This window comes from Psychrobacter sp. (assembly GCF_036731945.1).
GTDB lineage: Bacteria > Pseudomonadota > Gammaproteobacteria > Pseudomonadales > Moraxellaceae > Psychrobacter.
In genome coordinates, this window is sequence record NZ_DAINDI010000009.1 from 5,903 (window position 1) to 22,006 (window position 16,104).

A 16,104-nucleotide genomic window follows, 5' to 3' on the forward strand; every position below is an offset into this window, starting at 1 on the left:
CCCGCCGTATCCGTCAGCTTGAAGAAGCGGGTATGACCAAAATTGCGATTCCTGATGAGTATTTATATGAGCGCATTTTGGCCGAAGACATCGTTGTCAATGATGAAGTGATTGCGCGTGCCAATACGCTTATTGATCATGAATTATTGGTTAAGTTAAGTTCGTATGAAGCCAGTGATTCTATCAAAGAATTCAGTATTTTATTTACCAACGATATCGATCAAGGCAGTTATATTGCCGATACGCTACGTGCCGATAGCACCTCAAGCCGTGAAGAAGCTTTGATTGAGATTTATAAAGTTATGCGCCCAGGTGAGCCACCAACGGTTGAGACTGCTGAAAAACTGTTTGAGAGCATGTTCTTTAACGCTGACCGTTATGACCTATCAAACGTCGGCCGCATGAAGTTTAACCGTCGTTTGGGTTTAGAGTTTGAAGACACTGACGATGCTGATGTACAGCGCGCGCGTAGTGTTTTGACCAATGATGATATTGTCAATGTCCTAAAAGAATTGATTGAAATTCGTAATGGTCGCGGCGAAGTCGATGATATTGACCATTTAGGTAACCGCCGTATTCGTTCGGTTGGTGAGATGGCTGAAAACCAGTTCCGTGTCGGTCTAGTGCGCGTTGAGCGTGCGGTTAAAGAGCGCTTATCATCAGCGGAATCTGATAACTTGTCACCACAAGATTTGATTAACTCGAAGCCTGTAGCGGCAGCAGTGAAAGAGTTCTTTGGTTCAAGTCAGTTGTCACAGTTTATGGATCAGAACAATCCATTGTCGGAAGTGACGCATAAACGTCGTGTATCAGCGTTAGGACCAGGCGGTTTAACCCGTGAGCGTGCAGGCTTTGAAGTACGTGACGTTCACGATACCCATTATGGCCGTGTCTGTCCGATTGAAACACCTGAAGGTCCAAACATTGGCTTGATTAACTCATTAGCGACTTTTGCTAAAACCAACAGCTTTGGTTTTTTAGAAACGCCATATCGCCGTGTGGTTGACGGTAAAGTAACGGATCAAATTGAATACTTGTCAGCGATTGAAGAAGTTGGTACGGTCATTGCTCAGGCGGATTCGCCAGTAACGGCCGAAGGCGCGCTATCTGATGAAATGGTCAGTGTGCGTAGCTATGGTGAATTTGTGCGTATGCCGCCAGAAAAAGTGACGCATATGGATGTATCGCCAAGTCAGGTGGTATCGGTTGCCGCCGGTTTGATTCCGTTCCTAGAGCATGATGATGCTAACCGAGCACTTATGGGCTCGAACATGCAACGTCAGGCTGTTCCTACGTTACGTGCTGATAAGCCGTTAGTTGGTACTGGCATGGAGCGTCACGTTGCTCGTGACTCTGGTGTTTGTGTGATCGCGAAGCGTGGTGGTGTGATCGAAGACGTTGATGCGTCGCGTATCGTCGTGCGTGTCAATGAAGATGAAATGGTCGCTGGTGAAGCGGGTATTGATATTTATAACTTGATCAAATACACGCGCTCAAACCAAAACACTTGTATTAACCAACGTATTATCGTTAACCAAGGTGATGAAATTGCCTTTGGTGATATCTTAGCTGATGGTCCATCAACGGATCTTGGTGAATTGGCGTTAGGTCAGAACATTCGTATTGCCTTTATGCCTTGGAATGGTTACAACTTCGAAGATTCGATTTTGTTATCTGAAAAAGTGGTTAAAGAAGATCGTTTCACGACCATTCATATCCAAGAATTAACTTGTGTAGCACGTGATACTAAGCTTGGTACTGAAGAGATTACTGCCGATATTCCAAACGTTGGTGAAGCGGCATTATCAAGCCTTGATGAAGCAGGTATCGTTTATATCGGTGCTGAAGTTGATGCTGGTGATATCTTAGTTGGTAAAGTCACGCCAAAAGGTGAGACGCAACTGACCCCAGAAGAAAAACTGCTCAGAGCGATCTTTGGTGAAAAAGCAGCTGATGTGAAGGACACCTCATTGCGTGTTCCAACATCAAGCAAAGGTACGGTCATTGACGTACAAGTCTTTACCCGTGATGGCGTTGAAAAAGATGCGCGTGCCAAAGCGATTGAAAAATCACAGCTTGATAGCTACCGTAAAGATTTAAAAGAAGAGCTACGCATCTTTGAAGAAGCGGCTCGTGGCCGTATCGCAAGCTTGCTTGACGGTCAAAAAGTCAGTGGCGGTTCTGGTCTAAAAGCCGGTACAGTCATGGCATTGGCTGACATGAAAGAGATGAGCCTTGAAACCTTGCTTGATATCCAGCCAGTTGAAGAGGAAATCTCTGAGCGTCTGACCCAAATCGCTGATTACTTAGTCGATAAGCAAAAAGACATTGACGTTAAATTTGCCGAGAAAAAACGCAAATTGACCGCTGGTGATGACTTGCAACATGGCGTACAAAAAATCGTTAAAGTATATCTAGCCGTTAAACGCCGTATCCAGCCTGGTGATAAAATGGCCGGTCGTCATGGTAACAAAGGTGTGGTATCGCGCATTATGCCGGTTGAAGACATGCCTTATGATGAACATGGTAATACCGTTGACATCGTCTTGAATCCGCTAGGTGTACCATCGCGTATGAACATCGGTCAGGTATTAGAGACTCACTTGGGTATGGCAGCGAAAGGTCTCGGCGAAAAGATTGACGGTATGCTCAAAGCCCAAGCCGCGATTAAAGATTTGCGTGATTTCTTAGATAAAATCTATAACAAAGTAGGCGGTGAGAGCGTTGATCTTGATAGCTTAAGTGATGATGATATCATGGCGCTGGCGGACAACTTACGTGACGGTGTACCAATGGGTACCGCAGTATTTGATGGTGCTCATGAGTATCAAGTCAAAGAATTGCTTGAGCTTGCGGGAATGGATCGTGATGGTCAGCAGACCTTGTATGATGGTCGTACGGGTCAGAAGTTTGACCGTAAAGTAACCGTTGGCTATATGTATATGCTCAAACTTAACCATTTGGTTGATGACAAGATGCATGCGCGTTCTACCGGTTCTTACTCGCTTGTGACGCAGCAGCCACTTGGTGGTAAAGCGCAGTTCGGTGGTCAGCGCTTCGGTGAGATGGAAGTTTGGGCACTAGAAGCCTATGGCGCGACTTATACCTTGCAAGAGATGCTAACGGTGAAGTCGGATGACGTTGAAGGCCGTACACGTATGTACAAAAACATCGTCGATGGTGAACAATATATGGATCCAGGTATGCCTGAATCATTTAACGTATTGACCAAAGAAATCAAATCACTGGGTATTAATATTGAGTTAAAACAAAGCAACTAAAACCAACGCAGGCAAAATTGCTGTTTAACTTAGTTGTCCACTAAAGGCAGTCTGCTTTATTGCTGCTGCTTTTAGTGATTTGTCTCAACCCTATTCATTGCCTTCATTCATCTTAGCCGCGCTTATAGTACGCTGTCAGATGATTATAAAGATAACGGAGAAGCAACTTGAAAGATTTACTCGATATCATGCAAAGCCCTACCGGCAACGGTAACCATGAATTTGACAGTATTCAAATTACGTTGGCCTCACCTGATGTGATCAAATCATGGTCACATGGTGAAGTTAAAAAACCAGAAACGATTAACTATCGTACGTTTAAGCCTGAGCGTGATGGTCTGTTCTGTGCCAAAATCTTTGGCCCAGTAAAAGACTTTGAATGTTTATGCGGAAAATACAAGCGCCGTAAGTTCCAAGGCGTTATCTGTGAAAAATGTGGCGTTGAAGTCACGACCGCTAAAGTACGTCGCGACCGCATGGGTCATATTGACCTAGCCAGCCCTGTTGCGCATATTTGGTTCTTAAAATCATTACCAAGCCGCATTGGTCTTTTGCTAGATATGACGCTTCGTGATATCGAACGCGTCCTATATTTTGAAAGCTATATCGTCACCGAGCCTGGTCTGACTTCTTTAGAGAAGTATCAGCTGCTTGATGATGAAGATTATTATAAAGCGCTTGAAGAATTTGGCGATGAGTTCACGGCCAAAATGGGTGCCGAAGCCGTTCAAGATTTATTAAAAGACATCGATTTAGATATCGAGATTGATGAGCTGCGCGAAGCCATCCCGCAAACCGGTTCTGAGACTAAACTTAAAAAGATGTCTAAGCGTCTTAAATTATTAGAAGCATTCCGTGATTCTAATAACAAGCCTGAGTGGATGGTAATGAACATCTTACCAGTACTACCACCAGATTTGCGCCCGCTAGTACCGCTAGAAGGTGGGCGTTTTGCGACATCAGATTTAAACGATTTATATCGCCGCGTGATCAACCGTAACAACCGTCTAAAGCGTCTATTAGAGCTAAGCGCCCCTGATATCATCGTACGTAACGAAAAACGTATGTTGCAAGAATCAGTCGATGCCTTGCTTGATAACGGTCGCCGCGGTCGTGCGATCACCGGTAGTAATAAGCGTCCATTGAAATCTTTGGCTGATATGATCAAAGGTAAACAAGGTCGTTTCCGTCAGAACTTACTTGGTAAGCGTGTTGACTACTCTGGTCGTTCGGTCATCGTTGTAGGTCCAACGCTGCGTTTACATCAGTGTGGTCTACCAAAGAAAATGGCACTTGAGCTATTCAAGCCATTTACTTATAACAAACTATTGTCTCATGGTTTAGCGACAACGATTAAAGCCGCTAAAAAGATGGTAGAGCGTGAAGAGCCACAAGTGTGGGATATGCTGGCCATGGTTATCCGTGAGCATCCAGTACTACTAAACCGTGCGCCGACGCTTCACCGTTTGGGTCTACAAGCATTTGAGCCAGTATTGATTGAAGGTAAAGCGATTCAGCTGCATCCTCTCGTTTGTACTGCGTTCAACGCTGACTTTGACGGTGACCAAATGGCGGTACACGTGCCATTGACCCTAGAAGCACAGCTCGAATCACGTGCCTTGATGATGTCGACCAACAATATCTTGTCGCCTGCCAACGGTGATCCAATCATCGTACCGTCACAGGACGTTGTATTGGGCTTGTATTACATCAGCCGTTCATCAATCAACGCCAAAGGCGAGGGCATGATCTTTGCCACCGTTAATGAAGCATTGCGTGCGATTGGCTCAAACGATTTGCATGTTAACGCTAAGATTAAAGTGCGTGTGACGGAAACTCATGTCGACGACGAAGGTAATGAGACCAAAGAAGTCAAGATGCAAGATACCGTTGCTGGCCGTCTACTTATCTGGAATATCATGCCTAAAGGTATGACGTTTGATGAGTGTAACCAAGAGATGACTAAGAAAAATATCTCTAAGTTGATCAACTCTTGCTACCGTAAAGTTGGCGTGAAAGAAAGTGTTATGTTCGCTGACCAATTGATGTATCTTGGTTTTGCACAAGCAACCTTATCTGGCGTGTCTATCGGTATCGATGACATGGTCATTCCACCGCTGAAAAAACAAATCATTGAAACCGCTGAAGCAGAAGTTCGCGAAATTGAAGATCAATTCGAGCAAGGTTTTGTGACCGCGGGTGAGCGTTATAATAAAGTGGTCGATATCTGGTCGCGTACCAATGATAAAGTCGCTAAAGCGATGATGGATAACTTGGCGACCGATAAAGTCATCAATGCCAAAGGTGAAGAAGACGAGCAGAAATCGTTTAACTCTATCTTTATCATGTCGGATTCTGGTGCTCGTGGTAGTGCCGCTCAGATTCGTCAGTTAGCAGGTATGCGTGGTTTGATGGCAAAACCGGATGGCTCAATTATTGAGACGCCGATTAAAGCCAACTTCCGCGAAGGTTTGACCGTACTGCAGTACTTTATTTCAACGCACGGTGCACGTAAAGGACTTGCCGATACCGCTCTAAAAACCGCTAACTCAGGTTACTTGACGCGTCGTCTAGTCGACGTAGCGCAAGATTTGGTTATCACTAGCGAAGATTGTGGTACTGAGGAAGGCTTGCTCATGAAGCCGCACATTCAAGGTGGCGAAATCATCGAGAAACTCGGTGAGCTAGTCCTTGGTCGTGTGACCGCGCGTGATGTTACTTACAACGATGATGCGTCAAAAGTCTTGATTCCAGCAGGTACCTTGATCGATGAGTATTGGGTAAATGTGCTTGATAACAACGCGATTGATGATATCTGGGTACGTTCGGTCATCACGTGTGATATTGAGCATGGCGTTTGTTCACAGTGTTACGGTCGTGACCTTGCTCGTGGTCATAAAGTCAATATCGGCGAGTCAGTCGGTGTTATGGCAGCGCAGTCTATCGGTGAACCTGGTACTCAGTTAACCATGCGTACGTTCCACGTTGGTGGGGCCGCAAGTTCTGCTTCTGTAGACAATAGCATCTCGGCACGTAATGCGGGTCAAGTGCACTTTGAGAACATGAAAACAGTACAACATACCGATGGCCACTTGGTTATCGTATCGCGTTCAGCAGAATTGGCATTGACCGATGAGCTTGGCCGTGAGCGTGAGCGCTATAAAGTACCTTATGGTTCAAGCGTTCTTGTGAAAAACGAAGAGCAGGTCGAAGGCGGTCAAACCATCGCTAAATGGGATCCGCACACGCATCCAATCATTACAGAATTTGCGGGTACTGCACGCTTTAGTGATATCGTAGATGGTTCGACAGCAACGGTTAAAGTTGATGATGCCACTGGTATGAGCTCGTTTGAAATCCTAGCGACTCGTGACCGTTCAAGTTCAGCCAAAGACTTACGTCCGGCGATTATCTTGAACACGGACGAAGGTAAAGAAGTGGTTTACTTCTTACCAGCTGAAACGATTATTCGTGTCAGCGATGGTGAGAAAGTTGCTGCAGGTTCTATTTTGGGCCGTGTACCACAAGCGTCTTCAGGAACCAAAGATATTACCGGTGGTCTACCACGCGTTGCTGACTTATTTGAAGCGCGTCGTCCGAAAGATCATGCCATCATGGCAGAAATGACGGGTGTCGTCAGCTTCGGTAAAGAAACCAAAGGTAAAAATCGCTTCATTATTACAAATGAAGATGGTGAAGTCCATGAAGAGCTAATCCCGAAATGGCGTCAGATCAACGTCTTTGAAAACGAGACAGTTGCTCGTGGTGAGATTATCGCTGATGGTCCACAAAACCCGCACGATATCTTACGTCTAAAAGGACAAACTGCACTTGCTGATTATATCGTAAACGAAGTTCAGGATGTTTATCGCTTACAGGGCGTGAAAATCAACGACAAGCACATCGAAGTTATCATTCGTCAGATGCTGCGTAAAGTTGAAGTCACGGATGGTGGTGATTCAAGCTACTTTAAAGGCGATCAGGTTGAGTACGCTGACGTCAAAGCGTTGAATGCGAAACTGGAAGCGGAAGATAAATTCCCAGTTAAGTATGAGCGTCAATTGCTTGGTATTACCAAAGCAAGCTTGGCAACAGAAAGCTTTATCTCAGCGGCATCGTTCCAGGAGACAACCCGTGTCCTAACGGCAGCAGCTGTGACAGGTAAAGTCGATGAGCTACGCGGTCTAAAAGAGAACGTGGTGGTTGGTCGCTTGATTCCTGCTGGTACTGGTCTTGCTTATCATAAAGCCCGCAAAGAAAAAGCAGAGCAAAAACTGCAAGATAATGATTTGAATGCAGCGTTTGATATGTCTGCTAGTACCGATAGTACAGACTTTGCAAGCTTTGATGAAGCCTTTGCTCAAGAGCTTAACCAAGGTAATCATTAATCTAGATAACCTTTAGTTATTTTTCTCAATAAAAAAGCCAGCCTCAGTTGCTGGCTTTTTTATTGCCTAAAGAAAATAGAGCCTATAAATTATTTTTGTATACCATCATTTTTTTATAATAACTTAAGCAAAACGTACATTGCCATACAGAGGCTTTTTAAATTACTATTAATAGATTTTGAGCGCGTTATAAAATGATATGACATTTTCAATGACGGTAGCCAATGAAACTATTCACTTCATTCAATTAATTTATAAACACATAAGGATAAGCGCATGGCAGGTAAGACTCGCGTTGCTAAATACCAAGCTGATCGCACCAATCAAAAATTATATTTTTGTCGTTTGGCCTGTCAAGCAGCTGCTAATACGAGCGATAAACAACTATACCAAGCGCACTGTGAAACCGCTATTTTTCATTTATATGGCGCCTATCTTGCTTTTATACAAGAGCTTGGAAATTTTTATGGTTTAACGATGTCCGCGCCAACCTTAACAGACATTGAAGAAGCACTAGGCGCCCGCACGCAAGTATCTCCTGAAGTACAGCGCTTAGAGCAACTTTTACAGCAAGGTTTTTTGGCTGATATAGAGCGTGCCTATCAGCGTTGTTTATATCCAGTGTTACCTGAGAATGTAATAGATGATAAGGTAATAAATGACAGGGCAGGTCGCGGCACAGCAGCACCCGATCTGATTGTTAATGTTGTGACGTTATCAAATCAGTGGCTGCCAGATGAGGCGACCGTACGCGAATGGCGTCAGCAATTATTAGAGCTGATTGAACAACTGCGCGCCGGTATGGTTGAGTTTTAAATAACCTCCAGGCTTTTATACTCTGTTTAAGTAATAGGCTTTATTTTTATAAATAAGTGTTAATAAAAAAGGTCTGGCACAGTGAAATTGTGCCAGACCTTTTCTTTACATCTAAACTAAAACTGCCCCTTATTTATTCGGGCATCGGCGGCATGCGCTCAACCGGCGTGGCTGATAAAGGTTTGTTTTGAGGATTACCGTTATCAGTACGACTTGGTTTTTCAGGAGTGGGTCGATTTTGAATCTGCTCTTCAACTGGCTCAGGGGCAGGTGGCTTACGTTGTTGGGTGGTGGTTTTGACTGGCTTTGCTGATTTGCCATCGTTGGTATCTTCATCTTCAAGCTCAGCTGCGCCTTCGTCCATCATTTCTATGATAGTCTGCTTCTGCTTTTTAGATTTGGCACGGTTATTGATAGCCACCCATTGATGAGGGGTGTTCTTTAACTGGGCTTTCATAAAGTCCATCCAAACAGGCAGCGCTGCCACGCCACCATATTCACGGCGTCCAAGCGTTGATGGCTGATCAAAGCCCATCCAAACGACAGTAGCATTGGTAGGATGGAACCCTGCAAACCATGCATCTTTTGCTTCATTCGTCGTTCCGGTTTTGCCACCAATGTCATCGCGTCCCAACGCTTTTGCCCTCACAGCCGTACCGCGCTGGATAACGTCGCGTAGAATATCGGCCATCTCAAAAGCCACTCGCGGTTTCAAAATACGCGGCGCTTGCTCAGCACGTACATACTGCAAAACTGGCGCTTTTAGGCGATCCGAATCTGGACTTGCATCATAAACCTCTACATTAAGTGCTTTGCTATCTTTTACTGGACTGTCTTCTGTAGCATCAGAATCTGCACTATTTTCAGCTTTAATATCGTTCTCTGATTCTTTTGACGCCTTATTTTCTTCTTCTACTTTTGCTTCATAATCTTCGATAAGTTTTTTGTTGAGGTCGTCGAGCTGTTCATTAAAACATAGCGCGCATGCTTGTTGCGGGTTGGCTTGAAACAGCAGCTTATTATTATAATTATAAATTTGGTCGATAAAATAAGGCTGAATACGATGACCGCCATTGGCAAAGGTGGCATAAGCCGTCGCCATTTGTAATGGGGTAGCTTGACCTGTGCCCAATGCTAACGACAAAGTGGTAGGCAGCTTTTCTTTATCCAGTCCAAACTCATCTAATAAATTACGTGCATCGGAGATACCAATGGCTTGTAGCAAGCGAATAGACACTAAGTTACGTGATAAATAAAGTCCACGGCGCAAGGTAATATCGCCTAAAAAACGTTGGTCAGAGTTTTTAGGTTTCCAGTCGCCTACTTGAATCGGGCGGTCTGAAACAATACTATCTGGGCGGTAGCCTTTTTCTAGGGCCGCGGTATAAACCAGTGGTTTAATCGTTGAGCCGGGCTGGCGCCAGCCTTGCAGGGCGCGGTTAAATTTACTGTGATTGAAATCAAAACCGCCAACCAAGGCTCGTACCGCGCCTGTTTCAGGGTTTAAGGAAACCAAACTGCCTTGTACTTCTGGTATTTGACTCAATTGCCAACTGCCATTAGCGGCTGGTATCAAGCGCACGATGTCATTTTTACTAACAATCTGGCTGGCATTACTCGGAAAATAGCCAATACGGTCGGCAGAAATATATTTACGTGCCCAGCTCATGCCAGACCAATTGACGGTGACGCTTTCACCGGACTGCAGCATGGCTTCAAAACTGCGCGAGTTAACCTGAGTGACTTTCGCCGGCGACATATTGCTATAACGACGGAATTTTTCCAGCGGTTCACCGTTTGCTTCTGGTCCGCGCCAGCCATGACGATGCTCGTAGGCCACAAGCCCCGTCAATATTGCTTTTTCTGCCGCTTTTTGCGCTTCACTATCAACGGTCAAACGCACGCGCCAACCGCCATTCATGACTTGTTCGCCATAGCGCTCGACCAAGGCAGAACGTGTCATCTCTGCCAAATACGGCATGTTCATATCAAGCTTTTCTTGATAAAGGTTGATACCGATAGGGGCGTTGATCGCTTCGTCGTGCTGAGCCTTAGTGATATAACCAAGCTCATGCATACGGCCAATAATCCAGTTGCGGCGGGTGAGCGCACGACTAGGATTGGCGACAGGATTGTATTTAGAAGGAGCTTTCGGCAAACCTGCAAGCATAGCCATCTCGGCCACCGTCAGGTTCTCAAGTGATTTACTATAGTATTTTTTGGCAGCAGCGCGGATACCATAAGCGCCTTCGCCTAGATAGATTTTATTGACATATAAGGTAAGAATGTCGTTTTTACTGAGTTCATCTTCTATTTTACGGGCTAAAAACAGCTCTGTTAATTTACGATTTAATGTACGTTCAGGGCTTAAGAAATAGTTTTTAGCGACCTGCATAGTGATGGTAGAGCCGCCGGTTTGGCTTTCATCGTCGGTTACCACTTCGGTCACGGCGCGACCAAGTCCTTTAATACTGATACCGCTATGCTGAAAAAATGTTGCATCTTCTGCCGCTAAAAAGGCATGGGTTAAGCCTTCAGGAATTTCGTCAAACGTAACTGGCAACGATAGACGATTGCCATACTGACCAATTAGCTTATCGTCACTACTATAAATCTGTAATGGCATCTCAAGATTGGCGGTTTTAATCTCTTGGGTACTGGGCAAGGTTGGCGCTAAATACATCGCCATACCATAAAAACCAATCGGTACAGCAAGCGCTAAAATGAGCGCTAACGCTAAGCAAGCAATGAAAAGCCCCACCAAAAAGTGAATGAGACGAGCGGTAGCATTTTTTTTGGTCATAATCAGACTTATCAATTAAAATTTGCAACAGGTAGGAGATTATACCTTGAACAAAATAGGCAAGTAATAATAAATGTGTAATTGTGCCTTAATAGGTAATTTAAATGCTTGAATCTATCTGTTAAGTAAAGTATTGTACTGAATTATTACAAATAACTATCAGAATGTACACTTAATATAAGGTATAGAGTTTGTGAGGCTATTTACTTCTAAAAGTCGGCATCTGATTGGTGTAGATATTTGCGCCACGTCAGTAAAGTTGGTTGACATCCAGCGCCAACAAGGTATTTTTCATTTAAAATCTTACGGCATAGAAAGATTGCCGGAAGGCGTAGTTGTCGACAAACTCATTGCAGACACCGAAGCAGTGGGTAATACGATTGCAAGCTTAGCACGGCGTTGTCAAGCTGCGGGCAGTAGTGCGGCAACCGCTGTATCAGGTTCCGCCGTCATTACCAAAATTATTGATATGGATATGGTGCTTAACGATGTCGAGCGTGAAGCACAAATTCGTTTGGATGCTGATCAATATATTCCTTATCCATTAGAAGATGTGAATTTGGACTTTGAGGTATTGGGGCCTTCACTCATTAATGACAATATGGTGCAAGTGCTCCTAGCGGCGTCACGCTCAGAAAACGTCGACCAGAGAGTCGATGCGCTCACTTTTGGCGGTTTGCAAACCAAAGTGATGGATATCGAATCGCATGCCATTGAGCGTGCTTTTGGATTAATGGCAGATAACTTGCCAAATGTACCAGACTTGGTCGCTTTAGTCGATATCGGTCATAATCAAACCACATTATATATTGCTAAAAATGGTGAGTTTATATATAGTCGTGAACAATTATTTGGTGGTGCTCAGCTCACTGATGCGATTCAAAACCGTTATGGACTATCTGCTGAAGAAGCAACCATTAGCAAACGTGAACGCACTTTACCTGATGATTACTATCCTGAGGTTTTGACACCGTTTATCGAAAATACCATCCAGCAAATTACGCGCTCATTACAGTTTTACTTCTCATCTAGCCAGTACAGCAGTATTGATCATGTCGTGCTAGCGGGTGGTAGCAGCTCTATTGCAGGGCTTGCCGGTATGGCGCAGCAACGATTGGGTGTCCCTGTCACTATCGCAAATCCGTTCATCAACATGACCATCGCTCCGCACATTGACAATGAGCAACTGGCGATTGATGCACCAAGCTTAATGGCCGCGTGCGGTCTTGCGTTAAGGAGCTTCGACTAATGGCTCGTATTAACTTATTGCCCTGGCGGCAAGAAGAGCGCGAACGCCGCAATAAAGAGTTTATCACTTTGGTTGCCGCAGTAACTTTGTTAACTCTATTAGCGGCATTCGCCTCATGGAGCTATTTTAACAATGAACTCGATGAGCAATTGGATGCCAATGCGCTGATTGAGCAAGAAAACGCGCGCTTAGACAAAGCCTTGGTCGAGATTGATAGCTTAGAGCAGCGCCGTGAAGACATCATCTCACGGATGCAGGTTATCCAAGATTTACAAGGACGACGTCCGGTTCCAGTCCGTATATGGGATGATCTTGCCAAAGCAATACCGCCTGCTCTGTATTTAACCAATTTAAAACGCGAAGGCGATGTACTGACGTTAACAGGCCTTGCTGACAATCCAAATATCGTCTCTAGCTTGATTCGTAATCTAGATAGCAGTAAATGGATGGGCAATTCAGCGGTAAGCAATATTCAGCAGAATATCAGCGCTTATCAAGCCGCGCCCGCCTTAGAAAATACGGTAACTACTGGAGAGCAGTCGCGCCCGGTTTATCCTGAAGACAGCTATGTTCAGTTTGTTGTCACGACTAAAGTACAGTCAGAAACAGCTGAAGAGATTGAGGCTAACGCTGCGTCTGGAGGTGAGTTATGAAACTGATTCGAAAAAAGAGCTTGGTTAAAACCAAGAAAGAGGCGCTAAGTACAAAAAAGCAGTTTGACTTAAATGAGTTTCGCCGCAGTTTCGAATCATTAGACAGCGAAAACTACGGCAGCTGGCCGCTTCCTGTCAAAGTCACCGTAATTGGATTTATTATTGCTTTGATTGCAGCACTATCTTGGGCGCTGCCAATCAGCAGTAAAATTGATGAAATTAATGCGGCTGAAAGTCAGCAGCAAACTTTACTTGATAGCTACCGCGAAAAAGAATCGCGTGCACGTCATTTAAAAGCCTATCAAGCGCAAGTGATTCAAATGGAAACTGAGTTTAATACTTTACTCGATCAACTCCCAAAAGACACCCGCGTATCAGAGCTGGTCGAAGGTATCAATATGACGGGCGTTGGTAGTAATATTCGTTTTCAAGATATTTCAGTAGAGCCTGAGATTGAAAATGAGTTTTTTATTGAGCAGCCTATTCGTATCGCTGCCTTAGGAGAATACCATCAGTTTGGTAGCTTTATCAGTGGTCTTGCTGCCTTGCCGCGTATTATTACCATGCATGATTTTGAAGTCAGTAATCCACAGCCAACTCTAGATGTATTGCCTGAGCTCAATCTTGTGCTACAAACCAAAACCTATCGCTCAAAAGAAGCCGCTCCTGAAGGTGAAGAAACCACTGCACCAGATGCTGCTGCTACTGATGCTGCAGGAGGCAACTAATGCGTATCCAAAAACTGCCCATGCTGCTGATTTTAAGCGCGACTGTTTTGTCAATGACCGGTTGTACTGACCGTATTGGCATGGCAGAGCAGGCGATGACTGATATTCGTAATCAGCCAGCACAGCCGATTGAGCCGCCGCCCAAAGCTGAGCTGGTAGAAGATTTTGTTTATAGTGCCAGTACGCAACGCAGCCCATTTTTGCCGCCAAGCTTAGTGAATGTCCAAGGCCCTACGACCTCTATCGATGGTGTGCGCCCTGATATAACCCGAGTGAAAGAACCACTTGAACAATATGAGCTATCGCAACTCGTCTTTCGCGGCGTCGTTATTTCCCCTGAAGGTCAGCAATATGCTTTAGTACAGCGTCCTGACGGTTCGGTTGCGAGCGTAAGAGTCGGTAATTATCTTGGCTTAAATGACGGCCGTATTGTTGAAATCACGCCGACCCAGATTAACTTGATTGAAATTGTGCCAGACAGCCGCGCTGGGTTTGTCGAAAAACCCCAGTCGCTGGTCTCCCCTATAAGCTAAGTCGGCAGATTTTTTGAGGAATATATAATGACAGTACGCAACAACAAGGTAATGACGATGAGCGACCGCGTATCTTCTAGTTTTGCCATCTCTGTATTGGCAATGAGTATGGTAGCAATAAGTAGCAGTGCTCATGCTGAGCAGCGTATCAATAACGTCTCTGTGGTACAAACAGCGCCAGCGGTTACCCAAATGCGCTTAGGGTTTGCCGGTAAGCCAGTATTACCTGCTGCCTATCAGCTTGATAATCCAAGCCGTTTGGTATTGGACTTTGAGCAAGTGCAAAATGGGCTTGCCAGCCGTTTTAGTGAATATAATGTTGGTATGATCAACGATGTCACCACTCTAAATAGTGACAATACTACGCGTCTGATCGTCGGTCTCAAACAAGCGGGCAATTATACTACCGCTATTGAGGGCAATAATTTGCTGCTAACCATCAGCGACCCTAGTCGTCCGGTGGTTAATCAAGTAGTTACCAATGACCCAGTCCAAGACGTATTAAATGGCAACGCGGCTATCACCACTACTGCGGTAGTGACGCCAATCGTTGAGAGCAGTAGCGTTGCCGTTGCGCCAATTAAAACCAGAGTAGTAAAAAATCAAGCAGTTGCAACACAGGCACCTGCTGACACTATGGTAGTGCGCGTCAATCCTTTATTAAGCCCACAGCTTGCCGCCTCACAAGTAAGTAAGCAATATAGTTATGATGGTTTAACGGCGGTCAATTTCACCAAAGGCAATGACGGCGGCGGTAACGTTAGCATTGCGCTCGCCAATGAAGCTATTCCAGTAGACGTTCAACGCCAAGGTAATAAGTTGGTGGTGCGTTTAACGGGTAGCACGGTACCGAGAAACTTGCTGCGCCGCTTGAATGTGAATAGCGGTCTGGTTGATAGTATTGATACCAAGAATCAAGGGCAAAATGGTGTGATCACTATTAATGTCAAAGAAGATTTTGAATATCAAGCTTACCAATCAGGCAATCAATTAAACATCAATATCAGAAAGCCTGAGCTACTACGCGAGCCGACATTAGAAGAAAAAGTCTATACCGGCGAAGCATTATCGATGGAGTTTCAAGACGTCGAAATCCGTAGTGTGTTAGATATCTTGGCCCAGTTTACAGAAATGAATATTGTGGCGAGTGACTCGGTGGCGGGCAACATCACTTTGCGCTTGATTAATGTTCCTTGGGATCAAGCGTTAGATATCATTCTAAAAAGTAAGAATCTTGGCAAACGTGAAAACGGTAATGTGATTTTGGTCGCACCTTCGACTGAGCTTGCAGAACAAGAAGCTCGTGAGCTTGAAGCGCAGCAAGCGGTTGAGTCTTATGCACCATTACGCACGGAATACATTCGCTTAAGCTATGCTAAGGCAGCAGATGTATTGACGCTGATATCTCAAGGTAGTGGTTCAACGGGTGGTAGCGGTACTGGCAACGCAAACTCTGTCGATAACAATACCTTGTTGTCTAACCGTGGTACGGTAACGGTTGATGAGCGCACCAATACCTTGATTATCAAAGACGTTGCTGAAAGCATTGAAAATATTCATAAGCTGATTGGTAAAATTGATATTCCAGTCCGTCAAGTAATGATTGAAGCGCGTATCGTTAGCGCAACCGATAGCTTTAGTAAAGAGATTGGT

General features: G+C 44.8%; 9 protein-coding genes. 8 read left to right on the top strand and 1 reads right to left on the bottom strand.

Features of this window, described 5'->3' with window-relative positions:
* From rpoB to V7D75_RS03035, 3 genes are all read left to right on the top strand, one after another.
* Positions 1-3,281: DNA-directed RNA polymerase subunit beta (gene rpoB / locus V7D75_RS03025; RefSeq protein ID WP_333613357.1), on the top strand; the 3,281-nt coding region annotated here is incomplete at its 5' end.
* Positions 3,282-3,448: 167 nt separating this feature from the next.
* Positions 3,449-7,669, top strand: coding sequence for a DNA-directed RNA polymerase subunit beta' (gene rpoC, locus V7D75_RS03030; RefSeq protein ID WP_102077692.1), 4,221 nt, complete (start codon positions 3,449-3,451; stop codon positions 7,667-7,669).
* A gap of 276 nt (positions 7,670-7,945) precedes the next feature.
* A complete protein-coding gene (locus V7D75_RS03035; protein WP_333613358.1) occupies positions 7,946-8,485 on the top strand; it encodes a DUF6586 family protein in 540 nt (179 codons plus the stop codon).
* A gap of 133 nt (positions 8,486-8,618) precedes the next feature.
* Here the strand turns inward: V7D75_RS03035 and V7D75_RS03040 are convergent, their stop codons facing one another.
* Positions 8,619-11,288: a penicillin-binding protein 1A gene (locus tag V7D75_RS03040; protein WP_333613359.1), complete on the bottom strand. Its 2,670-nt coding sequence runs from the start codon at positions 11,286-11,288 to the stop codon at positions 8,619-8,621.
* A gap of 193 nt (positions 11,289-11,481) precedes the next feature.
* On the opposite strand from V7D75_RS03040, the gene V7D75_RS03045 reads away from it, so the two are divergent.
* The 5 genes from V7D75_RS03045 to V7D75_RS03065 all read left to right on the top strand — a co-directional run.
* On the top strand, positions 11,482-12,537 hold the full coding sequence (locus tag V7D75_RS03045; RefSeq protein ID WP_333613360.1) for a pilus assembly protein PilM: 1,056 nt from the start codon (positions 11,482-11,484) through the stop codon (positions 12,535-12,537).
* On the top strand, positions 12,537-13,190 hold the full coding sequence (locus V7D75_RS03050; RefSeq protein ID WP_333613361.1) for a PilN domain-containing protein: 654 nt from the start codon (positions 12,537-12,539) through the stop codon (positions 13,188-13,190). The genes V7D75_RS03045 and V7D75_RS03050 overlap by 1 nt, the downstream gene beginning before the upstream one ends.
* Positions 13,187-13,918, top strand: coding sequence for a type 4a pilus biogenesis protein PilO (locus tag V7D75_RS03055; RefSeq protein WP_333613362.1), 732 nt, complete (start codon positions 13,187-13,189; stop codon positions 13,916-13,918). The genes V7D75_RS03050 and V7D75_RS03055 overlap by 4 nt, the downstream gene beginning before the upstream one ends.
* A complete protein-coding gene (locus tag V7D75_RS03060) occupies positions 13,918-14,451 on the top strand; it encodes a pilus assembly protein PilP (RefSeq protein WP_333613363.1) in 534 nt (177 codons plus the stop codon). Before V7D75_RS03055 ends, V7D75_RS03060 begins: the two co-directional genes overlap by 1 nt.
* Positions 14,452-14,478: 27 nt before the next feature.
* The coding region (locus tag V7D75_RS03065) for an AMIN domain-containing protein (protein ID WP_333613364.1) at positions 14,479-16,104 on the top strand (1,626 nt) is incomplete at its 3' end.

Coding starts and splice junctions, on each gene's coding strand:
- V7D75_RS03035 (WP_333613358.1), top strand. CDS start 7,946: ATGGCAGGTAAGACTCGCGTTGCTAAATACCAAGCTGATCGCACCAAT.
- V7D75_RS03040 (WP_333613359.1), bottom strand. CDS start 11,288: ATGACCAAAAAAAATGCTACCGCTCGTCTCATTCACTTTTTGGTGGGG.
- V7D75_RS03050 (WP_333613361.1), top strand. CDS start 12,537: ATGGCTCGTATTAACTTATTGCCCTGGCGGCAAGAAGAGCGCGAACGC.
- V7D75_RS03055 (WP_333613362.1), top strand. CDS start 13,187: ATGAAACTGATTCGAAAAAAGAGCTTGGTTAAAACCAAGAAAGAGGCG.
- V7D75_RS03060 (WP_333613363.1), top strand. CDS start 13,918: ATGCGTATCCAAAAACTGCCCATGCTGCTGATTTTAAGCGCGACTGTT.